The organism is Terriglobales bacterium (genome assembly GCA_035487355.1).
Lineage (GTDB): Bacteria > Acidobacteriota > Terriglobia > Terriglobales > Acidobacteriaceae > QIAW01.
This window is the reverse complement of sequence record DATHMF010000109.1, coordinates 60,768-84,248: the sequence shown is the minus strand read 5'-3', so window position 1 is coordinate 84,248 and position 23,481 is coordinate 60,768. Positions and strand designations below refer to the sequence as shown.

Here is a 23,481-nt window from a genome sequence, read left to right as displayed (position 1 = left end):
GGCTTTACAGCGGCTGCCGTTCTCGTGGAAGTGCTGGCAGCGGGGCTTGTTGCTGAAAAGTTCTTTAATATTCATTTTTGTACACTCATCTTGATCTCAAAGCCTAAACGGCCTAGCGGAAGTTCGTGTTCTCGCTCCCGTAATTGTTGAAGCTCGTCAGCCGTGTCCTTCAGAAAATGCCTTGATGCCGCATGGGAACCTGACACATCTTCGGGATCCTTCGACTCGGGCATACGCCCTCGCTCAGGATGACAAACTTATGAGGATAGGATGGCATGGAATTGGATGGAATGAACGGTATGGTGCCAGAATGGTACCGTTATGGCCTTAAAGGATTGACATTTTAGGATTTATGATTTGTGAATTACGATTTACGATTTCTCTGATCTAATTCAGACACCGTCTTTTCGCCATCCCCCATAGAAAAAACCGCTCTGGCAACCGAATCCGGTCCTCTCGATTGCCCAATGCTGCATGCATCCGGATGGTCATGCAGGTAACGGCTGAGGTCCTGTTCCTTGTACTTCGTTAGACCAACAGCCAGCAAGATGAAGAGTGGCCATCCCGAAATCTCAGGGGCAAGTACCGCGAGTGCAAGCATCGTGGCGTAAATCACCAGAATCAAGAGAATCGCCACGATTGCGTTCGCAGTCGTTACAATCCACAGCGCCTTCGTTCGCGTTTCCATTCTTGTGATATCGGCTCCTTCTTTATCACGCGCACCCCGCCAACCTGGCCACGACCCGTTCCAGCGGGCGGTATTCATTCAAGCGGGCGAACATACGATCGGCGGCCTGCTCTCCGGTACACAGCGCGCCTTCGCTGGAGAGGCCATCGAGGTAATCGCCGCAGAAATCCAGCGGAGCGTCCCAGCCTGTTAATTTCGTGCGCAGCGCGGCCATTTCGGTGAGGCGTCCGGCTGGGAAGAGGGCGATCCCTGCCGGCCAGCGCACCAAATGAACGAACAGGATGTCGTGCGCGATATCGGGAAAGGTGCGGCGCATAAGCTGTATGGCGCTGGTGCGCAGAGCGTCGTCGCTGGAGGCGATGACGGGAAACGTAGGAGTCTGCTTGTAATAAATCGAAATCAGGCCTCTGCCTTGCGGGCAAAGAAAAGGAGAGCGCAAGTGCTCGAACTCGAGGGCCTGGACGCCATCCATACGCTCGCCGGCAAATCCGTAACCGCTGTAAGCAGCCTGCGGAGGCTTGCGCAAAGCAACATGGGCGCTGGCCATGCTGGCGTAACGCGTGTGGCTGAGCGGCAAAACGATCCACTCGGGAAGATCGGGACACAAGCCGGGTACAAGATGACCCGGAACAGCAAAGATGCATCCGCGGGCGGTGTAGCGTTGTGGTCTTCCTTCCACGATGGCTTCCACCGTAACCTGCGGCCCGGGCCCCTTGTGCCGGACCTGAAGCACATGAGCATTGGTCTGCACGGGAACTTGCGCGGCGATGGTCTTGGGGATAAGGTCTACGCCGTCATCCACGCCCCAGAAGCCCGCGGCCAGGGTATTGCGGATGGTCTGGAAGAAAACTTCAGCCGAGAGATTGGCCACCGAACCGCCCACCGGCCCGCACATGCTGGGTTCAAAGAAGCGATTCAACAGCTCGGTTCCGCCGCTGCCGCTGTGGGCGAGATATTGGGCTACATTTTCGCGATCAAGGTGCAGGGCGCGTCCGCTCTCGCCATGCGCCAGCCTGGAGCGGTTGCGGCAGAGATCGAGAAAAAAACGGAAGGTGGCGCGCTTGGCATCCCAGGAGAGACCGGAGTCGCGGAACAGATCATCGGGACGGCGGTCGCGAAAAGAGCGAACCTTGCCGCCATCTTCCAGTCCCAATTTGAAACCGCCATCGTGCATACGGTTGCCCAGGCCAAGACGGCGGGCCAGGCTGCGCATGCGGGTAAACTTTTTGCCCAGCAGCGTGACGCCGCGGTCAATCAGGAATCCGTTGACGCGGTCGGTGGTCATGCGTCCGCCAACGCGCGCTTCGGCTTCGAGGACGAGCGGGGTCAGGCCGTGATCCTGGCAACGGAGAGCAGCGGCCAGACCGGCGATGCCTCCGCCGATGATGATGACATCGGGATTGGCGATTTGCCGGGCTTCAGGTTTCTTGGTTTCGATGGGTTGAGTGGGAATTCTCTCTGCCTCAATTTTGCCAACTTCAATTTTGTTAACCACGACGCACCCCCGTAATCAGATCCACTGCATGTGAACTGCGTTGATAGCGAACGTTATCAAAGCGATCCTGAGTAAACTTCATCCAATCGTTGAGCCGCGTGACATGCCCGATGACTGGGCCGAAGATCAGATAGTTGTGGAAGTCGTATCCGTGCTCGAAGAGCAGCAGCTTCCCTTTCGGCTTCAAAATGCGGATGGCTTCGCTGAAAAGCTTCTCGCGCGGGCCATTCACCGGAATTTCGTGTGTGCCAAAGCCGAAGACAACCACATCGCAGCTCGCGTCTTCCAGCGGAACTGCGAAGCCGTCCGCTTTCAGGGCAGCAATGCGCGGCTCGCAACGCGGCGGCGGCTCCAGGTCGCGGACATCTTGAACGGCAGCCTCGGGCGGCTCACCTTCTACATTCCAGCAGTCCACGGAATAAATTTGCGCCTGGGGCAGAAGCTGTGCCAGCGTGAAGGCGTGACGGTAGGTGCCAATGTGCAGGTCGGCAACCGTGACCGCTCCCTCGACATTGCCAAGCTTCAGAAGCTGCCGCAGATACTTCACAGCAGGATGTCCGTACATGCGATACAGACCGACGAGCGAATAAATCAGCATGAGAATGCCCAGCACGGCCAGTCCATAGGCTGCGCGCAGGAAGGTGGGCTTGTGCAGAAGAACTCCGATAGCTCCCAGAGGAATTCCTGCGGCGACGAAAACCAAAAAAATCTTGCGATAATCGCGGCGGCTTACATAGACCGCACGTCCGAAATACCACCACGGCGACGGGCGCTCCTCGGCTTGTACCGCCGGGAACCAGTGTTTGTGGTGAACTGCTGCTGCGTGTGTCATGTTTTATTCCTCCTTTGCTTCTAAGGCTGCGCGGCGAATAGCTTCGCCCTCACGCCTCTATGCTTCAATCGGAGCCGGGGCTAATCCGGCGTCGGTCAACAGATCAACCACTCGCTTACGGATGGGTTTCAAAATGGGTTGCAGGACCGGAGCGGTGGCCAAATCGAATGCCCGCGTGACCAGGTCGAGCGTGCCATCCATCAGGCGGCGGGTGCGGCGCTGCTCCTCGGAGCCGTCGTTCACAAAGTAAAGAATGAATCCCATGTGCAGCGCCCAGAGAGCCATAGGAGCAAGATGGCGAACATCTTTGGGCAGCTTTTCATCGCCCAAGGCTCGGGCAAAGATGGACATGCTGAGGTCGCGCTGCCGCTGCGTTGCCGGACCGAACCAGGAAAGCGGATGTCCGGGGTCGCCACCGTAGCGGAAGAGGGCGACAAGCAGTTTGCGGTCGTGCTGGATGATATCGAGCTTGGTATGAAAGGCGATTCCCAGGCGCTGGCGCAGGTTCCTGGCTTTGGGAAGTTCCTGCTCCAACCGCTGCCGGTGCTCTTGCTGTACGAAATCGTAGTAGGCAGAGACAATCGCCTCTTTCGAAGGAAAGTAATAGTACGAAGCCCCCAGGGACATACCCGCACACTCGGCGATGTCGCGCATGGTGGCGGCGTCGAATCCGCGCTCGCGGAAGAGCTTGAGAGACGCGGTCAGTATCTGCTGGCGAGTGGCTTCGCCCTTCTTACCGACAGGGCCGATGGTTGGGCTGTCAGTTTGAGCGGGGACGGGCGGAATCGGCGTTTGAATAATCGCTTCGGCCTGTGGTCTTTTAACCGTGTTCATTTTTATTTACCTCTTATTTGAACGTGTTCAAATAATGCACCTAATCTGATCGTGTTGTCAAGATATTTTTGAACATGTTTAACTATATGGGGAGTCTGGACGTAAGTGTATGTTGGACATGCACTTATAGAGTCTTATCGCCCGCTCTGATCTTCGGCAACATTGCCGGACAAAAGCTTCAATTTACGATTTTTGGAAAAAACCATACACTCATTGGACCCACAATGACTGAACGTTCAGACACCTTGCAGATTGGAGACCTTGCCCCGGCGTTCAGTCTGGCAGCAGCAAACCAGCCGGGCACATTTTCGCTGGCAGAAGTCCGTGGTCGCGGGCCGGTTATTGTGGAATTCCTGCGGGGAACGTGGTGACCCAACTGCGTGAAACGCATGGCTCAGTTTGAGCCGATAAAAGATGAAATTGAAAAACTTGGCGCTTCCCTGCTGTTCATTGTCGCCGAAAAACGCGAAGGCATGTTCAAGCCGGAGCGGTTTTTTACCAAGCATCCGGTCAGCTTCCCTTTCCTGCTGGATGAAGATCGCATCGTCACCAAGGCTTATGGCGTCTATAACCGGCTATCGCTCGAGGCAATTGACATTGCCAAACCGGCAACTTTTGTTGTGGACCGAAACGGGATCATCCGCTTTATCCATGTAGGCAAAAACCAGCTTGACCGCGCACCGATCGAGCAGGTGATGGAAGCTGTAGCCGGCTCGGAGCCCCCAGTGCCTAGTTCTTAACGCCGCTGGGAACCAATTTAGTGCTGCATCTTTCATGCGGCATTCGGGCGAGATGGGTATATAATCGACGCCGATTTTCCCCAAGGCCAAAAACTAAATACCTGGGCAACGTTGTGCCGTAATGGGTCCAATTTGCTTGCAGAGGAATTCTAATGGCGGTTGCTAAACCGGTGTGTAAGCGATTCTCGCTGATCTTGATAAAACCGTCGCACTACGACGATGACGGATACGTTATCCAGTGGCTCCGCTCCGCCATTCCCTCGAATACGCTCGCGGTGCTTTACGGTCTTGCGCTCGACTGCAAGGAGCGCCGCGTGCTCGGCGACGATGTCGAAATCGTCATTTCGGCCTTCGACGAGTGCAATACGCATATCCGGCCGGAGCGCATCGCGCGCCAGATCGGCGACGGCCCTGGCCTGGTTGCCCTGGTTGGGGTTCAGTCCAATCAGTATCCCCGCGCGATGGATATCGCCCGGCCGCTAAGGGCGGCAGGAGTTCAGGTCTGTATCGGCGGCTTTCACGTCTCCGGCTGTCTGTCTATGCTGCCGGAGGTTCCCGCCGAACTGACGCAAGCCATGGACCTTGGCATCTCGCTTTTTGCCGGTGAGGCCGAGGGACGCTTCGAATTGGTCCTGCGCGACGCGTGGCAAGGCACGCTCAAACCGCTCTACAACTACATGGCAGACCTGCCTTCGCTGGATGGGGCGCCCATGCCCATTCTTCCTGCCACCCGCATCAAGCGGACCGGAGGCAAGATCACCACCTTCGATGCCGGCCGTGGCTGTCCCTTTCAATGCTCCTTCTGCACTATCATCAATGTGCAGGGGCGCAAGTCACGCCGCCGCTCGGCCGACGATGTGGAGCAGATTATCCGGCGCAACCTGGCGCAGGGCATCAACCGCTTCTTTATCACCGACGACAATTTCGCGCGCAACCTGGACTGGGAAAGCATTTTCGACCGCCTCATCGCCATGCGCGAACAGGAAAAACTCAACCTCAAGTTCGTGATTCAGGTAGACACTATGTGCCATCGCCTGCCGAAGTTCATTGAGAAGGCGGGCCGCGCCGGCGTGGCCCGGGTTTTTATTGGCCTGGAAAGCATCAATCCTGAAAGCCTGTTGGGGGCCCGGAAGAAGCAGAACAAGGTTGCCGAGTATCGCAAGATGCTGCTCGAATGGAAGCGCGTGGGTGCGACGGTTTTTGCCGGCTACATCGTGGGCTTCCCCAACGACACGCCCGAATCCATCCTGCGCGACATCGGAATCATCCAGCGTGAGTTGGCCATTGATCTGCTGGAGCCGCACTGCCTGACGCCGCTGCCCGGCTCCGAGGACCACCAAAAACTACACAAGGCCGGCGCCTATCTCGATCCCGACCTGAACAAATACGATCTCGAGCACGTGACTACTCCCCACGCCACCATGTCGGCAGAGGAATGGCAAAAGCTCTATCACGATACCTGGATGTCCTTTTATTCCCTTGAGCATATCGAGACTGTGATGCGCCGCGCCGTCGCCACCAACAGCCAGCCCGGCAATATGGCGTTCCTGCTGATCTGGTACTACTCCTGCGTCACCCTCGAGAAGATTGATCCGCTTGAAGGCGGCTACCTACGCCGCAAGTACCGCAAAGACCGGCGACCCACTCTGCCTGTCGAGAGCCCGTTGGTTTTCTATCCTCGCTACGTCGCCAATTTGTTATACAAGCACTTCAAGCTGGCGCAACTGATTTGGCGCTACGGCCGCTTCCGCCGGCAGTTGAAGCGGGACCCCGATGCCCGGCTCTACACCGATGCAGCCTTGACTCCCTTCGAAGAAGACGAGTTCGACTCGCTGGAAATGTCCACGGTCGGCGCAGCCAAATCGGAAGTCTAGCAGCGGCTTAAGCTCAGATGTAAAGTACGTCAATGTGCCTTTCCGATGTCTTGTGGCTGCATTCCTCCCGAGATACAATGCCTCGCATGCAGATGAGGCAAGCTGCACTTTTTATCCGTCAGCATGGCGGGCGCTTTCTGGTTATTTCCTTAATTTTACTGATCCCCTGTTTCTGGCACAAAAGGATTGAGGCAGGCGATATCGGCAGTCACACCTACAATGCCTGGCTGGCACATCTGGTAGATCAGGGCCAGGCGCCGGGGTTGTACATCGAGTCGCGATGGAACAACGTCCTGGTCGATCTGACGCTGCAGAAACTTGGAGAAGTAGTCGGTTTTATCGTGGCCGAACGCATTCTCGTCTCGGTTGCCGTACTGATCTTCTTCTGGGGAGCATTTGCTCTTATGAGCGCGGCCAATCGCCGGCCTCCATGGTTTCTCATCCCTGCCATCGCCATGATCACCTATGGCTGGACCTTCTACTCAGGCTTCATGAATTTTTATCTGGCCATTGGTCTGGGCTTTTTTGCTGTGGCCCTGTTTTGGAGAGGCAGCGGTCGAGATCTGCTGGTTGCCGCCGGTATTGCCATAGTGGCGCTGCTCGCCCATCCCTTTGGGTTTCTGTGCCTCATCGGAATGGCCGCCTATCTGCGCCTGGCAGATATGGTGAAGAGCTGGCGGCGCTGGGCGTTATTCGCTTCTGCATTCCTGGTTGTGACCGCCTTCCACTTTTATGTGCTGCGCTTCCGTACCGCTTACTGGCATACGAAAGACTTCTTCTTCATGAATGGAGTGGACCAGTTCGCCCTGTTCCGCGCAAGGTATGCGATCCTGGCTCTTGCCCTTCTGGTGTTCTGCGTTACTTGCTTCCTTTACGGCATGGTGCGTGAATGGCGAACGAACACCGAGCGGTGGACTTTCCGCGCACCTTTCGAGTTGTGGGTTGTCTTATTGTTTGCCGCCTTCATGATTCCGGAGGTGGTGTGGTTTCCTCAATATTCGAATCCTTTTGCATTGATCATTTCGCGCCTCACCGTAGTCACGGGTGTGCTGGGACTATGCGTGCTGGGATCGGTCAGGCCCAGAACCTGGCATCTTGCAGGTCTGGCCGTTGGCGCAGGGTTGTTTTTTCTGTGGAGCTATCAGGATACGGGCATGCTGAATCGCATGGAAGAGCAAGTGGAAAGCATGGTGAACACCCTGCCTTACGGGCGCCGGGTGATCGAGACTATCAACTTGCCCGATCAGTCACGGCTGTGGTTTGTGAACCATATCGTCGATCGGGCGTGCATCGGAAAGTGTTTTGCCTACTCGGACTATGAACCGCCGTCGAAACAATTCCGGCTGCGCGTGAGGCACGGCAGTCCGATTGTGACCGATTCTGCAGACGACGGTTTCCATATGGAAACGGGGTTCTACGTGGTGCGTAAAGAAGATCTCCCCATGAATCAGATCTACCAGTGCGATGACAAGAACCTGGACAGGCTTTGTATGCGAGAGCTCTCGGCCGGAGAAGAAAACGGCCGAATCGGATATCGGCCGAATCGATTTCAGTGATTGTGAAGCGGGGGGCGGGCCCATACCAGTAAACGCAGCAATATACACTTAGAACGACAGTAGGGAAAATCAAATCAGCAATTTGAGTATCAACCGGGTTTCTTTCCCCAGATGGAATCCGATCCATCTCTGCTGTCTCCTCTCCCATCATCTGCTAGACTCAATAAAACTGTGCGTATCCTGAACCGTTACATTCTGCGCGAGGTCCTCACGCACGCCGCGATTGGCGGAGTTGTGTTCACATTTGTGCTCTTCATGCGAAATGTGACCCAGATCCTGGAGCTGGTAGTGCGCAGCAGCGCGCCTATTCCCAGCGTCGCGGAGCTTATTTTTCTCACCATTCCCAGCGCTCTGACTATCACCATTCCCATGGCGGCGCTGGTGGGGATCCTGATCGGACTCAGCCGCATGGCCGCTGACAGCGAGGTCACCGCCATGCGCGCCAGCGGTATCGGAACCGGGATCTTCGTACGCACCATTGGCTGGCTGGCGATCCTTACCTGGATCCTGGCTACCATCAATACGGTTTTTATTGCGCCGCGTTCGGCGACCGCCCTCGCCGGGCTGCAGGACCAACTGAAGACTTCGCAAGCCTCATTTGAGATTCAGCCGCGGGTGTTTTATGAAGACCTGAAGAATTACATCCTCTATGTGCAAGATGTCGTGCCGCAAGAGGGCGCCGCAGTTTGGAAAAAAGTTTTTCTTGCCGACATCAGCAATCCTACCGCCCCCAAGATCACGCTGGCACAGGAAGGCGTTGCGGTCAGCGACACGCCGGACTCGATGCGACTGCATCTGGTGGGCGCCGCGAGCCATGAAAACGTACCCAAGCAACCGGACCAATATACGATCTCCACGTTTCAGGAGACAGATATTCCCATTCCGGTAACCAATCTCGCCGAGAAAAAAGGATCAGACGAACCCGCGCTTCCGCAAATGTCGACCAAAGAATTGCTGTCGCAGATTGCCTACCTGAGACAGCAACCGGGGTGGGACCAGCCAAACTGGAGCCTGGTTGGAATACGCCGGCGCTGGTATTTGATCGAGGCCAACCGTCGATTTGCGCTGCCCGCCGCCTGCCTTGTGCTGGCGCTGGTGGGAATACCCTTGGGGCTTTCAGCCAAGAAAGGCGGCAAGGCCACAGGCTTTGTGCTGACGATTGCGCTGGTCTTCTTGTATTACGTAGTCTCGCTGGCAGGACTGGCGCTGGCGCGCCAAGGGCGCGTCTCCCCGGAGATAGGCGTCTGGCTGGGGAATGCAGTCTTTTTGCTGGCGGGAGTTGTATTGCTCTGGCGCGTGCGAAAAAGACCTCTGGAAATAGGCCTTCGCTCGCTGTTGTTCCGCCTGCGGAAGCTTCGACCACGGCGGTTAAGGGCCCGGTTACGCTCCGAGGGAATGGAGGCGGCTGATCAAGCCCCAATGCGGGTCGGGTTCCCGCAGATTCTGGATGACTACATCCTGCGCGACTTCCTGACCTACCTGGGCATGGTGCTGGCAACTTTCTCTGTGCTCATTTTCGTATTCACATTCTTTGAGTTGCTGGGCGATATCATCCGCAACAGGGTGCCGCTGGTCACCGTGGGTGAGTACCTGCTGCATGTGATCCCTTCTTATATTTACGTATTGACGCCGCTGGCGGTGATGATTGCCGTGCTGGTGACATTCGGTTTGCTGGAAAAAGCCAACGAAGTCACCGCGATGAAAGCAACCGGCATCAGCGTTTACCGCGTGGTGACGCCGGTGCTGGTCATATCGGCGGTGCTTGCAGGCGGCCTGTTCTTCGCAAACCAGTTCTATCTGCCCAGCAACAGCCGGCAGGAAGAGGCGCTGCGCAACCAGATCAAAGGCAAGCCGGCACAGACTTTTTTCCGGCCCGATCGCATGTGGATCTTCGGAAAAAATAACACCATTTATTACTACGAACTGTTTGATGCGGACCGCGATACGTTTGGGAATATCTCGATTTTCGAGTTCGATCCGGCTACCTTCGCGGTCACCAAACGGATCTTCGCCGAACATGCCCATTGGGACAGCGAACTCAAGCGCTTTGTCTTTTCCCAGGGATGGAGCCGCTCTTTCAACGGATCGGCGATCCAGGAGTATCGGACATTCGACGTCTCTACGTTCTCTGAGTTGACCGAGAACCCGCTCTATTTCAAACGAGAGGTCAAACAATCCTCGGAGATGAGTTACACCGAGTTGAGCCAGTATATTGACGACCTGCAGCAAAGCGGATTCGAGGTGGTGCGGCTTAAAGTGCAGCTTTATAAAAAGTTCGCTTTCCCACTCATTACATTTGTGATGTCTGTGCTGGCAGTTCCCTTCTCTTTACGCGCGGCCCGGCGCGGTGCGCTTACCGGAGTTGCTCTCGCCCTGGGAATCGGGATCGTGTATTTCGTGGTCGCTGGATTGTTCGAAGCCATGGGCAATATCAGCCAATTGCCGCCGGCCATGGCGGCATGGTCTCCTGACTTGGTTTTTGCCCTGGTGGGAGGTTATTTGATTCTGAAAGTGCCCACGTAAGGAAATTAAACCGCAGAGGGCGCGGAGGAGCGCAGAGGCTTTTTCTTTTCATGGCGATTGTAGAGCGTCTTCCAGAAGCCCCAGCAGTTGTTACTCATCAGTGTCTTATAGGCCCAAGATTGCACCTTTCGCCGGTTGCTAGTCAACCTCCGATTAAATCGGGGGCCCGGCTGGCGCTCCTGATGGCCTGATCTTTGGAACGTTCTGCTTGGGGTCGCGCCGGAAGGCCTCTATCTTCCGTTCGATATCCCTACTGGTCATGCTGCGACCGGCAGCGCCCCCATGCAGACGAGCATAAATCAGGTTTACTCCTGCCCAAGCTTCCGAGCGCACCTCGGACGGAGCATTTTCGTCGGCGGCGAGAATCATGAGTCTGTTAGCCAGTTCGTCTTGTACCACATCCACAAAGTCACTCTTTGGGTCCCCTCCTATGGGGGCATAGTCAGCAAATACATTCCCGACGAGCAAGGCGATGACCTCGTGACTCGAAGGCGCTGACGTCTCAAAGTGATGAATCGAATTAAGCCGATCCAAACGGGAGACATCAAGCAGAGGCTCTAATACGGTTTCTGCGACCGAGCGAGCTCCATCATAAGGACTGAAGAGGTATCCGGCGCTCGAGCGATAGGATTCCGGGTTATTGTCATCGTTTTCGTGCTGAACGAGACTGTGCCAGATATTCGCCGGTATTTCGAGCTCTTCGGGGCGAAGCTCCTGCAGGGCCAGGCGCAGGGCTTCACGCTGATCGGCTTGGCTCCAGATTTCAAGCGGCTTCTGCCCGTCGCCCGAGAGTGCCGGAGGAATCTTGGCGCCGCCAATGACATTCACAGCAGAGGCCAGCGCGTAACGGTGAAAAAGATAGACCAGGGCGAAGCGGGCGCTGAGCCAGGATGCGGGTTCGCCCTTGCGTAGCATCTGCGGTCCATAGTTTTTGAGCAGCGCGTCACGTACCGGAATCACCTGCTTGAGCCAGGTTACCGGGTCAGGACCATCGTCGTAGGCGTTCCAGCGGGGATCATCGGAGTTCGCCCAAAAGATTCCCTGCCGCAATGCCTTTTGGATGACAGCTTCCAGACGCGCGCGTTCTTGTGGGTCATCGGGGTCTGAGGGCTGGGGCTGATTATTTGTGCTGTAGCCCCACTCGATGGCGAAACGATCATAGCTGCCGACGCCCTGCATGTAGGCGTCGCTGAGATCGGCGGTGCCGTCTTTGCGGATGAGGATGCGCGGGGCGAAGTAATCCATTACCGATCCGCGATTGAAGGTGCTGGCCGCGAAGTTATGCTCCAGCCCAAGCACGTGCCCCATCTCATGGCATGTGAGCAGCGCGATGCGATGCAACATGACCTCGTCTTCGGAGAGATTGGGATCGGCGCCATCAAGGTCGGCAAACATATCCATGGCGGAATCGTCATTGGCCGCGACCGGGCCAGGCTTCACTACGTTCCAAAAGTTGTTCACGGTGCGAACGCGATGCGAATCGAGTTGCACTACGGCATGCAGGATCTCACCTGTTCTAGGATCATTCTGTTCCATGCCCACGGACCAGCCGCGGCCATCGCGATTGGTCCATTGAATGGTGGGATAACGCATATCCAGCGGGTCGGCGCCTTCGGGAAGGTCTTCGATCACCAACGCATTGCGAAAGCCCGCCTGCTCGAATGCCTGGTTCCACCACAACGCTCCCCGGCGAGCCGCCTCGCGTATAGGTTCAGGAATTGCGCGATCAAGATAAAACGTAATCGGCTTCACAGGCTCGCTCACAGCGGCCGTAGGGTCTTTCTTTTCCAGACGCCAGCGCGCGATGTAACGCTGACGTAATGCATCTTTGTAACTCCGTGAGAAATCCAAAAAGCCTTCGCCAAAGAACCCAACCCGCTGATCGGCGGCCCGCGGTTGGTATCCCGGCGGAGGGAGCGGAAGAAGAGAGATATGTTCGTGCACGGTAAGCACGCCATTTTCAGGAGCATTCACTCCAGGGGCCCCGGAATCGCTGGTGAAGGTAAGGATATTCTCAATCTCTGTGTTCAGCGGAAATGCGCGGGTGTGGTCCATATCCACGGAGCTGCGTTGCTCGTCGAGGCGCCAGTTGCTGCCGCCGCCTTCGGTCTGCCGGATGACTCCATTCATAGCGCGCGCAGGGCGACGCAACTGATCGAGCAGGCCGGTCACGTCACGCAATACCAGCGGGTTCGCATTCACAACTAAGGTATCGCTCTGTTCGGATTCAATCGGCAAGGCCGCAATGATGGAAGTCGGAAAGCTGCGCTCTACAGAGTGCTTGAGTTCGGCACTGCCGCGTTCGGCGCGGAAGGCCGTGTTCTCGGCGATGACCAGCACCTTGGGTCCGGAGCGCACCAACTTACAGAGCTGAGACCCGCTGGTGGAACTCCGGTCGGCAAACATCTGTGTCGAGCCGATGCCGCTGCTCAGTCCAGTAAAATAAATGAATTCCTCATTCATTCTTTGCGGGCTAAGTTCAAAGAGAAGTGTCCCCTTCTTGGCATCCCAATAGAACGGAATGAACCCGTCGTTGCGTTTCAACCCGGCAGTGGGGTTGACGCCGCCCTGCGCCACGGCCGCAGTGGATAGACAACAAAGAATGACAAAGACGATCGGCTTTTTCATGATTTTCTCGAAGCTCTGTAATTGGATTGCGTGATTCTAGCAGAGATGGCCGGCGATACGTTTCTCCTGGCCGATACAAACATACGGAGCAAAGCACACACCCGCCTTTGGAAGCGGGCGTGTGTAAGTGCGGCAGAAGATGCCGCGGTCTTATCTCTGATCTAGGGGGATGTATCGAGCGGGGTATTGCGGCCCTACATAATCAGCGCGGGGGCGGATAAGGCGGTTGTCATCATGTTGCTCGATAACATGCGCCGTCCATCCGCTGATGCGTGAGACCGCGAAGATCGGAGTAAAAAGATCAATATCTATACCCAAAGTGGTGTAGGTGGAGGCGGAGTAGAAATCTACGTTGGCATTCAGTTTCTTCTCACGCTTGATGTATTCTTCGATCTTCTGCGACATATCAAACCACTTGGTGTTGCCGCTGGAACGGCTCAAATCCTGGGACATCCTGCGCAGGTGCGTTGCCCTGGGGTCTTCGGTGTGATAAACCCGGTGGCCCATACCAGGAACTTTTAGCTTCTTCCCCAACATCTCCTTCACATGTTCCACGGGGTCCTCGCCGGCCTTATCAATGGCAAACAACATCTTCATGACTTCTTCATTGGCGCCGCCGTGCAGAGGCCCCTTCAGGGCGCCGATAGCACTGGTGATCGCGGAATGCATATCAGCGAGCGTGGCCGCAGTAACACGCGCCGCAAAGGTGGAAGCATTGAGTTCGTGGTCGGCGTGCAAGATGAGAGCGGTATCCAGGGCGCGCTCTGCCGTAGGAGAGGGCTTCTGGCCATTCAAGAGCAGAAGAAAATTGGCGGCATGAGAAAGCGAGGGATCGGGAGCCACTATATCTTTGCCCTTGCGAATGCGATCAAAGCCAGCCACGATCATGGCGATCTGAGATGTCAGACGACGGGATTTGCGCACATTGGCGTCGTGATCGTTACGCTTGTCATCGGCGTCATAGAAGGAGAGCGCCGAGACGGTGGTGCGGAGCACCTCCATGGGGGAGGCGTCCTTGGGAAACTGCCGCAAAAAGCTGAGGATGTTGGCATCAAGTTTACGTTCGGCGGCCAGATCTTTCCGGCATTGCTCCAATTCCTGGGCTTTAGGCAAGCGGCCGTTCCAAAGCAGAAAACATGTTTCTTCAAACGTCGAATATTGGGCCAGGTCGTGAATATCAATACCACGATAGGCCAGAATTCCACGCTCGCCGTCTATATAGCAAATGCTGGATGTTGCGGCGACAACGCCTTCCAGGCCTTTCGCCGGGGTTGTTGTGGTTGACATGAATACCCTCGCACTGCTCTGCGTAACTATACTTTTATATCGCAAAAGTCGCGGCTACCACAAACCGCTGGTATGATTTCTGCTTACATTGTGAGACAGTTTAGCCGACAAGGTGCATGAGATTCCAAATTTTATTGCTGATCTGCATTATTGGCCTTCTGGCGGGTAGTGCCGTTGCCGATGATGGCATGTGGCTCTACACCGCCGTTCCCAAGGCCCAAATCAAAACCAAGTACGGATTTGAGGTCACCGATCCGTGGCTCAAACATTTGCAGCTTTCTTCCATTCGATTCAAGTACGGATCAGGGGCGTTTGTTTCTGCCGATGGCCTGATTCTAACCAACCATCACGTGGCCTCAGATTGCCTGCATAGCCTTTCTACGGCCGCTCATGATTACTTGAAAACCGGGTTTTATGCGAAAACCCGCGAACAGGAACCTCTCTGCCCGGACCTGGAGCTTAACGTGCTCGAGCAGGTAACCGATGTAACCACGCAGGTGAATGCCGCAGTCAAGCCGGGTGCTTCGGGCGCGGATGCCAGCAAAGCACAACAGGCTGCCATGGCGGCAATCGAAAAAGACTGCGCCAAGGCTGCGGACATGCTCTGCGAGGTCGTTGCTCTGTATTCGGGCGCTTTATTCCATCTCTATCAGTACAAGAAATACACAGACGTGCGCCTGGTGTTTGCGCCTGAGTTCGACGCCGCATTTTTTGGAGGCGACCCGGAAAACTTCGAATATCCCCGTTATGACCTTGATGTGGCTTTTTTTCGCGCGTACGAAAACGGAAAGCCAGTTCATGTGGCGGATTACCTGGAGTGGTCTAAGAAAGGGGTACAAGAAGGCGATTTGGTCTTTGTCTCCGGCAATCCCGGGTTATCGCAACGGCAAGATACGGTCAACCAGATCTTTTTTTTGAAGACAATCCAGTATCCGTTCGTGCTCAAGGATTACGAACGGCGCATCCGGTTACTGCAAGATTTTGCCGCGCAATCTGCCGAGAATGCACGCATTGCCCATAAAGACATTTTCAGATTGCAGAATTCGTTTAAGGCAGTCAGCGGGTTCAACGCAGCCTTCAACGATCCTAGCCTGATGCGCCACAAGATCATGGATGAGCGCATTCAGCTCCTGCGTTACCGAAACTCTCCGGCGGGCAAACGCGCATTTGCGGCCTATCTACACATTGACAAAGCCCTGGAAGTGCATCATCAAATTTTTCTGCCCTACCGCTTTCTGGAACTACAGTATGGTTTTCGAGGAGAATTGGCATGGTTTGCCCGGACGTTGGTCCGCGTTGGCGAGGAGAAGAGCAAGCCCAACGGAGAGCGGCTGCGCGAGTATCGGGATTCTGCCTTGCCTTCGCTGGAGAGCGAACTTTTTTCTCCTGCTCCTATTTACAAGCAGCTTGAAACGGTTGTGCTGGCCGACTCGCTGAAAGAGATGCAGAAACAGTTGGGCGCGGACAATGCAGTTGTGGTGAAAGTACTGCAAGGCAAAAGCCCCGAAGATATAGCGAACAATGCCATTGCCAACACCCGGCTCGACGAGGTTGCTTTCCGCAAACAACTCTACGAAGGCGGGGCGGCGGCAATCGCGAATAGTGACGATCCACTCATTGCGATGATGCGTGTAGTTGATCCGGCCGCCCGCGCTTTGCGCAAACGTTTTGATACTGAGGTGGAGTCTGTGATCCAGCAGGATGGAGCCCTCATCGCTCAATCACGCTTGCAAATAGGTCTGCATTTTTCCCCAGACGCAACTTTCACCCTCCGCTTGAGCTATGGACAAGTGAAAGGCTATACCGAAGACGGGCGAGGCTATTTGCCCAAAGGAAGCAAAATTCCGGCATTGACCGACATCGGCGGGGCCTTTGATCACGTCAAAGAACACGACAGCAAACCACCCTACGCATTGCCGGATAGCTGGACCGCAAGGCGAAAAAAGGTCCAGTTGAAAACTCCCCTTAATTTCGTTTCCGCAGTGGATATTCTTGGTGGAAGTTCGGGAAGTCCGGTGGTGAATAAAGATGGCCAGATCGTGGGCGTGATCTTTGACGGCAATATCCAGTCCCTTACCTGGCGCTTCATGTATGACGAGACCGTCGGCCGCGGGGTCAGCGTGGATTCGCGCGGCATTCTGGAAGCGCTGCGAAAAATCTATAAGGCCGACGAACTGGTGAAGGAACTCACCAGGAAGCCGGACAAGAAAAAATGAACAGGCCAGCGGCAGACTACGCAGGCCAGATGCTCAATGCCGTCTTAACTAATATCTGCTCCTGAATTTCCCGGGTCAGCGGCAGAGCACGAAAATCTTCGAGATTCTGTTTCATATCAAGCACGCCTGGGCCGGGCCAATCTGTGCCAAACAAAGTCTTGGGCGCTATCTCTGACAGACGCGGGAAGTAGCGTAGCAGAGCTTTAGGCGGGATTCCGCTGATATCGAGATAAACATTGGGATGGCGGCGGATCAGGAAGAAAGCATGCTCCATCCAGAGCGGCCTGCCTCCATGGGCCAGCAGAATTTTTAGCTTGGGGAAATCCACGGCGACGTCATCCACATACATGGGGTCGCCGTATTTATTGCGTGCACCGGGAAAGATAGAAGTCCCAGTGTGTACCATAATAGGAATTCCGTTGGCTTCGGCGGCGCGGTAGATGATCTCCAGCTCTTTCACGCCGTTCAAATAATCATTGGGGTAAAGCAACTGGTGTGGCGGATGGATTTTAATCATCCTGATGCCGAGGCGCACAATCTTCTCCATATCTGCGAGAACATTGGCCGTATGCCGCGGATGCAGGCTGCCACAGGGAATCAGACGCTTAGGACTTTCTTTGACATAGTTTGCGACGAACTCATTGACTTCAGTTGTGAACCCCATGACCTCAGGAGCAACATAATTGATGAGCACAGCACGGCCGACACCGATGGCATCCAAGTGCTTGAGAAAGGCTTTGGGCGAACGGCAGAACTCAATCACCTGATCGAAGTTCGGCCGCTTCTTTTTAAAAGCTTCAAGCGCCCCGGCTTTGAGCATCTCCAGGGGCTGAATGTGGACGTGGCAGTCGGTAATCAAATCTAGTTCTCTATTCTCAGTTTGCGGAGCCGTACTTAACGTTTGCTGCCTCGAGCACTGCCCTTTTTGCAAACACCTTAATCATCTCGCGGCGATATTCGGGAGTAAGCGCCGACGTGGTCAGTGGCTTGGCTATGTGTGCGGCCAATTCGCCCACGACAATGGCGCTATGTTCATTCACTGGCCTGCCAATCAGCGCGTGCGGTGCTTCCGGAACAAGATAGGGAGCAGGATTCACCGCGGTGATGGCAACGCGGGCGTCCTCAACCCTGGTGCCATGCTGTTTCAACGCGACGGCAGCTCCCGCCAAAGGATAATCAATAGAGCCGCGAATGCGCAGCTTTTTATATGCTCCAAGCCAACCGGCATAGGATTCTGGCAGAAAAACCCGGACCAGCATTTCTGAGCGATCCAGTTTGATAGGCGTCTCGCCAAGGCCTGTATAGAAATCATTGAGAGGCATTCTGCGGAAGCCCTTAGGGCCAGCGATTTCCAGTTCGGCATTCAGGCAGAGCAGCGCTGCGGGGGTGTCGCCAGAAAACGCGGCCCAGCAGCGCTTTCCTCCGGGGGCCACGTGGCAGAGGTCGCCATCTTTTTTAATGCAGAAGCCGCAGGATTTGCGCCAGGTGAGCGACTGGTTGTACCAGACGCAGCGCGTATCCAGGCAGATGTTGCCGCCAAGCGTGCCCATATTGCGCAAGAGAGGCGAAGCTACTGTCTTCACCGCTTCGTGGAGCACCGGATAACTTCTGCGCACGTATTCGGAATCTTCGAGCTTAGAAAGTGTAGTTAAAGCGCCGATCTCCATTCCTAAACCGGGAACAACGCGGATGCTTTGCAGGTCGTCTATAGAGCGGATATCGAGCATAAACTCGGGCTCAAAGAGCCGCTGCTTCATGGAAGGAATAATATCCGTGCCGCCAGCGAGGATTTGAATTTTTTCGGCGTGCATTCCAAGAAACTCTACCGCTTCCGGGATCGTACGCGGGCGCAGCAATTTGAAAGATGGCAGACTCAATCGTTGCCTCCGGCTTCGGCTTCTGTGGTGCGCCGCGCGGGATCATGCGGGTGGCGTTCGGGTCCGCGGTCTTTATAGCAAAGCGAGCCGCCGTGCTCGCGAAAGTGTGTTGGCGCTGTGGGATCAATATGGTTGGTCATATCAATCTTCTTGCCTCCCGATCTTTTGGCCTGCAGCGCGGCCAGTACGCGCTCGGGCGTGAATGGCGCTTCGCGCAGGCGGATTCCCACCGCGTCGTAAATGGCATTGGCGATGGCAGGAATCACGGCTGCGGTTGAACCTTCGCTGGCCTCTTTGGCCCCATACGGACCTTCGGGATCAATACTCTCCACGATGATGGCTTCAATCTCCGGCGACTCCGCCGATGATGGCGAACGGTATTCCAGAAGTCCGGGATTCATGAGCAGGCCGTCTTTCCAGACCATCTCTTCCTGCAGGGCCTGTCCGAGGCCCATCCAGACCGAGCCGATGATTTGTCCTTCGACGGAAACCGGGTTCAGGGCGCGCCCGCAATCATGCGCTGCCCAAACTTTGTGGACGGTAACTTGGCCGGTCTCTTCATCCACGCTCACGTCGGCGACTTGCGCTGAGTAAGAGTATGCTGGCGATGGGCCCACGCCCGCGCCCTTATGCTTGCCGCCTTTAGCTTCAACCGGAGGCGCATAGGAACCGGTGCCGGTGAGTGTGCCGTGAAAATCCATGGCGGCAACGACGGCTTCTTCAAAACTCATACGCTCTTTTGGACCATCATCTTTGCGTTGCTGCTGAACGGAGTCGCGGAGGATTTGTCCTTCAACGCGGCCAGAAGCAGTGGCTACGTTGGTAGCTTCAGCCGCCGGAGGTGGAACGCCGTTGCTTCCCCGTTTGGTCACCTGATCGCTGCGAATCATGATGTCTTCCGCAGCGCAGGTCATTTTTCTGGCGGCTGCGGCTGCTATCTTTTGCCGAACCTCTTTCGCCGCCTGCAATGCGGCATTGCCGTTCATGAAGGTCACGCGGCTGGAATATGAGCCGATATCCACCGGCGTGAGATCGGTATCGGCGGCAATCACCTTCACGCGCTGCAATGTGCAGCCCAGTGCCTCAGCGACAATCTGGGCCACCATGGTGTCGGAGCCCTGGCCGATCTCAGAGGCGCCGGTGTAGATGACGACCCCGCCGTCGCGGTCCACTTTGATATTGACCGTGGAGTGCGGCATGTCAGAGCGAATGATCGAATTGGCTGCGCCCGAGACATAGTGGCTGCAAGCCAGTCCTAGACCACGGGAGCGGCTCAGCTTGACCTTGCGTGCGCGCCATCCGGAGCGCTCAATAACTTTATCCAGGCACTCCGGCAAGCCATAGCTTTGCACCCGCAGACCATTGACCGTGATGCAGGGCGCTCGCAGCAGATTGATGCGGCGTACCTCCGCAGGATCTTTGCCAACTTTGACACACAGCTCATCAAGTTGTGACTCAAAGGCGAAGCGCACGTTGACGGTTCCGTGGCCGCGCATAGCTCCGCAAGCCGGCTTGTTGGTCAAGACACGGTAACCATCGAAGCGCACGTTAGGGATATCGTAAATCGCATTCAGTAGAGCACCAGAGTAAAGAATGGTGACGATGCCATAGGAGCAGTAAGCGCCGCCATCCTGGATAACTTTGGCGGCGACGGCAGTGATGCGACCGTCTTTTCTCATTCCCGTTTTGAGATCAATGATGGTGCGCGGACGTCCGCGATGCGCCCAGAAGACCTCTTCGCGTGTGTAGGTAATCTTGACCGGAGCTTTGGCTTTGCGCGCAGCGACGGCGGCGATGATTTCGAGCGGAATAACTTCGCTCTTGCCGCCGAAGCCGCCGCCCACCAGCGGCTTGATGACGCGAATCTGCGACATGGGCAGCTCCAAAACAATGGAGAGCTTGTGCTGCAGGTAATACGGGACCTGGGTGGAGGACCATACTGTCAGGCGTCCGGGTTGGCCGGTCTGCGAATCATATTCAAAGCTGGCCAGCGTGGAGTGTGGCTCCAGGGCCGCATGCGTCACTTCATTGGCGATGTAGCGTGCCTCGGCAACATGATCGGAGCCGGCAAGTGCCCTCTCGGGCTCGCCGAAGACGTGGTGATACTCTTTTTCAATATTTTTTGGTTTGTGCTCGTGAATGAGGTCGTTCTGCGCCTTCATGGAGTCTTCCGGATCGAAGTATGCAGGCAGGACTTCATATTCGACATCAATCAACTCCAGTGCTTTTTCTGCAATGGCCTCAGATATCGCACATACGCAAGCCACGTTATCGCCGATGTAGCGGACTTTATCCACGGCGAGCGCGGTTTCGTCGTGACCCACGGGAAGAATGCCGTATTGATTGGGCGCATCTTCACCTGTAACCACCGCGACTACTCCTTCAAGCCCCAGCGCGCGCGAGGCGTCAATCTTCTTGATGCGGGCATGAGGGTAGGGCGAATGCAGAATCTTGCCTACAAGCATTCCGGGAAGCGAGAGATCATCAGTGTATTTGCCCTGGCCGGTGGTCTTGGCGGCGGCGTCAATGAGCGCGATGCGCTTGCCGATGATCGAGAAATCAGACATTTGCTTAAACCTTTTTAACCGCGGAGACGCGGAGTTTTTAGTCAATTTCATTGTTTCGCGTCTCTGTACTAATCTCACTCAAAATCTATGAAGGTTTGTCTTGTGTCCTTCGTCTGCCTTTGTGCACTTTGTGGTTAGGTTTTGTTTTGGTTTTCTCCGCGCCTCTGCGGTAAAAATTATTTCCCCGCCGCTATTCCCTTTTGCTCAGCCTCGATTGCTGATTTTATGGCCTGAAACATCTGTGTGTATCCGGTGCAACGGCACAGGTTTCCGCTGAGAGCGTGGCGGATATCTTCATCTGTCGGCTCAGGATTATGTGTCAGCAAGGCCTTCACCGTCATAATGAAGCCGGGCGTACAGAAGCCGCACTGCGCGCCTCCCCACTCGCCATAGGCCTTCTGGATCGCCGCCAAACAGCCATGCTCAGCTACTCCTTCAATCGTCGTAATCTCGCGCTCCTGGCAGCTTGCCGCCAGCATGGTGCAGGAAAGCACGGGAATGCCATCTACTTGTACAGTGCAAGCGCCACAAGAAGAATCATCACAGCCGCGCTTGGAGCCGGTAAGCTGCAAATCCTGGCGCAGGCAATCGAGCAGCAGTTGGCTGGGCTCAACCGCAATCTCATAGTTCCGGCCGTTGACGCGAAGCTCGATGAGTTGTTTGGGCATGAAAAAGAAGCTTTTAGCTATTCGCTATTGGCTTTTACCGTTTGCGATTCAACCTAGCGCATCTAAGCTCATTGTACTGCTAAGAGTTTACTCATCTCTGTAGCATGGCTATTTAGCGCGTTGGTACATCAATACACAGGTATTTTGGAATCAATGGTGCGCGACCAATGGTCAATACCACCCTGCAAAGATTGTGCTTTCTCGAATCCTTGCAGACGCAGCCAATGGGCCACGTTTAACGAACGCACGCCGTGGTGGCAAATTACGACAATGTGCTCCTCGGGATCGAGCTCCTGGTGGGCGCGTGCAGGCACATCGCCCATCGGTATATGCTTGCTGCCTTCAATACGTGCTGCGGCGTATTCCCACGGCTCGCGGACATCAAGAATCGTCAAAGGTTCTTTCGCGGTCAGCTTGATCTTAAGTTCGTCCGCTGGGATTTCGTAATCCATGTTTTCCTAACTTTCTGTGTTAACCCGGTCGCGGTGCGATGGCGGCTGCGATATTACAAGAAATACCAAGTCATTTTCGGATTTGTTGAAGATTCGATGAGCCTGGCCCGGAGAGATGTGTAACCCGTCTTGTCGATTCAGAGTAAACTCCTTCTCTTCCACTTCAAGAACCGCTGCACCCTCGAGAATAAAAAAGAACTGCTGGGCCTGGTTGTGATAATGACGCGCTTCTGAAGTTCCCGGAGGCATGCGCTCGTAGATCACGCTCAGTCTGTTATCTTTCACCAGATGCCAGCCGTCGCAATTCTTCCCCCAGGTGTAGTGCTCGGAGTTCTGCGGGTTCTTTATCATTTTGCTTTCCAAGTCGGGTCGCGCTTTTCCAGCCAGGCCTTAATTCCCTCTTGCGCGTCTTCCGTCTTCATCAATTCTTCCAGGTAAATCTGTTCGGCACGGGCCAGGCCTTTCTCAAAGTGCATCGCGTCCCAACAGTACACCGCTTTTTTAGTTACAGCCAGGGATGCGGGACTTAGTTTCGAAAGGCGCTTCAGGGTTTCATCTACGACGGTTGCGAGTTCTTCACCCTCCACAGCAGCGTTGACCAATCCCATTGTGAGAGCCTCTGCGCCGGAGATTTGACGGCCAGTCAGGACCAGCTCTGCCGCACGCTTTTGGCCAACGAGCGCTGCCAGGCCGACGGAGGCGACCGGCGGGAAGCATCCCAGCTTGATTTCAGGAAAGGCCCAATGGGCGTCGCGGGTGGTAAAAACCATGTCACAGACCATGGCCAGCTCGGCCCCGCCTCCCAGGCAGTTGCCGCGCACCACGGCTATTGTGACCTTCTTTGCGTTGACGATGGCGCGGATGATGGTGTGAAATTTGGCCAGCATCTCACGGACTTTATCCTGTGTGTGGGCGGCAACATCTACGCCGGCAGAAAAATTCTGTTCGCTGCCAGAGAAAATAATGGTAGAAACTTCGGGTTGTGGTTCGAGTTGCTTAAGAGCTTCGGCAAGCTCTTCCATCATAGGGACATCAATGACGTTCAGCGGTGGATTGGCCAACGTGATTTTGGCTGCGGGAGGATCGAGGATTACCTGGACTTGTTTGTAGGTCGTTGGCATGAGATCAATTAACCGCGGAGGCGCAGAGAGAAATTGAGTAATTGAGTAATTTGGTAATTGTGCAATTCATTGCCAAGTCGTCAAATTACCAAATTACCCGATTACCCAATGAGAAAATGACCC

At 55.4% G+C, this 23,481-nt stretch carries 19 protein-coding genes; 6 read left to right on the top strand and 13 right to left on the bottom strand.

Features of this window, described 5'->3' with window-relative positions:
* Positions 1 to 364: 364 nt before the first annotated feature.
* Genes VK738_20550 through VK738_20535 form a run of 4 tightly spaced genes read right to left on the bottom strand, consistent with a single transcriptional unit; the run spans position 365 to position 3,849 of the window.
* A complete protein-coding gene (locus tag VK738_20550) occupies positions 365 to 688 on the bottom strand; it encodes a hypothetical protein (GenBank protein ID HTD25053.1) in 324 nt (107 codons plus the stop codon).
* 25 nt (positions 689 to 713) lie between these two features.
* Positions 714 to 2,183, bottom strand: coding sequence for an FAD-dependent oxidoreductase (locus VK738_20545; protein HTD25052.1), 1,470 nt, complete (start codon positions 2,181 to 2,183; stop codon positions 714 to 716).
* Positions 2,176 to 3,015: a class I SAM-dependent methyltransferase gene (locus tag VK738_20540; GenBank protein HTD25051.1), complete on the bottom strand. Its 840-nt coding sequence runs from the start codon at positions 3,013 to 3,015 to the stop codon at positions 2,176 to 2,178. The genes VK738_20545 and VK738_20540 overlap by 8 nt, the downstream gene beginning before the upstream one ends.
* A 57-nt stretch (positions 3,016 to 3,072) precedes the next feature.
* Positions 3,073 to 3,849: a TetR/AcrR family transcriptional regulator gene (locus tag VK738_20535; GenBank protein ID HTD25050.1), complete on the bottom strand. Its 777-nt coding sequence runs from the start codon at positions 3,847 to 3,849 to the stop codon at positions 3,073 to 3,075.
* Between the two features lie 224 nt (positions 3,850 to 4,073).
* Here VK738_20535 and VK738_20530 point away from each other — a divergent pair, with 224 nt between their 5' ends.
* The 5 genes from VK738_20530 (at position 4,074) to VK738_20510 (ending at position 10,542) form a co-directional block, all read left to right on the top strand.
* Positions 4,074 to 4,220, top strand: a complete 147-nt coding sequence (locus tag VK738_20530; GenBank protein ID HTD25049.1) for a hypothetical protein — start codon at positions 4,074 to 4,076, stop codon at positions 4,218 to 4,220.
* Between the two features lie 9 nt (positions 4,221 to 4,229).
* Positions 4,230 to 4,589: a redoxin domain-containing protein gene (locus tag VK738_20525; protein ID HTD25048.1), complete on the top strand. Its 360-nt coding sequence runs from the start codon at positions 4,230 to 4,232 to the stop codon at positions 4,587 to 4,589.
* A 170-nt stretch (positions 4,590 to 4,759) separates the two neighbouring features.
* The gene (locus VK738_20520) at positions 4,760 to 6,463 is read left to right on the top strand and encodes a radical SAM protein (protein HTD25047.1); all 1,704 of its coding nucleotides are present in this window, start codon (positions 4,760 to 4,762) and stop codon (positions 6,461 to 6,463) included.
* 77 nt (positions 6,464 to 6,540) lie between these two features.
* Complete coding sequence (locus VK738_20515; GenBank protein ID HTD25046.1) at positions 6,541 to 8,019, top strand: hypothetical protein; 1,479 nt, start codon at positions 6,541 to 6,543, stop codon at positions 8,017 to 8,019.
* Positions 8,020 to 8,190: 171 nt separating this feature from the next.
* Positions 8,191 to 10,542, top strand: coding sequence for an LptF/LptG family permease (locus VK738_20510; GenBank protein ID HTD25045.1), 2,352 nt, complete (start codon positions 8,191 to 8,193; stop codon positions 10,540 to 10,542).
* A 153-nt stretch (positions 10,543 to 10,695) separates the two neighbouring features.
* On the opposite strand, the gene VK738_20505 is transcribed toward VK738_20510, so the two are convergent.
* Together VK738_20505 and VK738_20500 are read right to left on the bottom strand one after the other, a co-directional pair.
* Positions 10,696 to 13,170 (bottom strand): zinc-dependent metalloprotease, encoded by a 2,475-nt coding sequence (locus tag VK738_20505; GenBank protein ID HTD25044.1) that lies wholly within the window; start codon positions 13,168 to 13,170, stop codon positions 10,696 to 10,698.
* A 150-nt stretch (positions 13,171 to 13,320) separates the two neighbouring features.
* Positions 13,321 to 14,457: a citrate synthase gene (locus tag VK738_20500; GenBank protein ID HTD25043.1), complete on the bottom strand. Its 1,137-nt coding sequence runs from the start codon at positions 14,455 to 14,457 to the stop codon at positions 13,321 to 13,323.
* Positions 14,458 to 14,573: 116 nt separating this feature from the next.
* Here VK738_20500 and VK738_20495 point away from each other — a divergent pair, with 116 nt between their 5' ends.
* Positions 14,574 to 16,673 (top strand): S46 family peptidase, encoded by a 2,100-nt coding sequence (locus VK738_20495; protein ID HTD25042.1) that lies wholly within the window; start codon positions 14,574 to 14,576, stop codon positions 16,671 to 16,673.
* A 16-nt stretch (positions 16,674 to 16,689) separates the two neighbouring features.
* On the opposite strand, the gene VK738_20490 is transcribed toward VK738_20495, so the two are convergent.
* The 7 genes from VK738_20490 to VK738_20460 form a co-directional block, all read right to left on the bottom strand.
* Positions 16,690 to 17,532 carry an amidohydrolase family protein gene (locus VK738_20490; protein HTD25041.1) on the bottom strand — a complete coding sequence of 281 codons (843 nt, stop codon included), beginning with the start codon at positions 17,530 to 17,532 and terminating at the stop codon, positions 16,690 to 16,692.
* A gap of 16 nt (positions 17,533 to 17,548) precedes the next feature.
* On the bottom strand, positions 17,549 to 18,550 hold the full coding sequence (locus VK738_20485; protein HTD25040.1) for an FAD binding domain-containing protein: 1,002 nt from the start codon (positions 18,548 to 18,550) through the stop codon (positions 17,549 to 17,551).
* Positions 18,547 to 21,117 (bottom strand): molybdopterin cofactor-binding domain-containing protein, encoded by a 2,571-nt coding sequence (locus VK738_20480; GenBank protein ID HTD25039.1) that lies wholly within the window; start codon positions 21,115 to 21,117, stop codon positions 18,547 to 18,549. Before VK738_20480 ends, VK738_20485 begins: the two co-directional genes overlap by 4 nt.
* A 176-nt stretch (positions 21,118 to 21,293) precedes the next feature.
* Positions 21,294 to 21,785 (bottom strand): (2Fe-2S)-binding protein, encoded by a 492-nt coding sequence (locus VK738_20475; protein HTD25038.1) that lies wholly within the window; start codon positions 21,783 to 21,785, stop codon positions 21,294 to 21,296.
* Between the two features lie 128 nt (positions 21,786 to 21,913).
* On the bottom strand, positions 21,914 to 22,237 hold the full coding sequence (locus tag VK738_20470; GenBank protein HTD25037.1) for a rhodanese-like domain-containing protein: 324 nt from the start codon (positions 22,235 to 22,237) through the stop codon (positions 21,914 to 21,916).
* Between the two features lie 6 nt (positions 22,238 to 22,243).
* On the bottom strand, positions 22,244 to 22,588 hold the full coding sequence (locus VK738_20465) for a cupin domain-containing protein (GenBank protein HTD25036.1): 345 nt from the start codon (positions 22,586 to 22,588) through the stop codon (positions 22,244 to 22,246).
* The gene (locus tag VK738_20460) at positions 22,585 to 23,358 is read right to left on the bottom strand and encodes an enoyl-CoA hydratase/isomerase family protein (protein ID HTD25035.1); all 774 of its coding nucleotides are present in this window, start codon (positions 23,356 to 23,358) and stop codon (positions 22,585 to 22,587) included. Before VK738_20460 ends, VK738_20465 begins: the two co-directional genes overlap by 4 nt.
* Positions 23,359 to 23,481 lie beyond the last annotated feature (123 nt).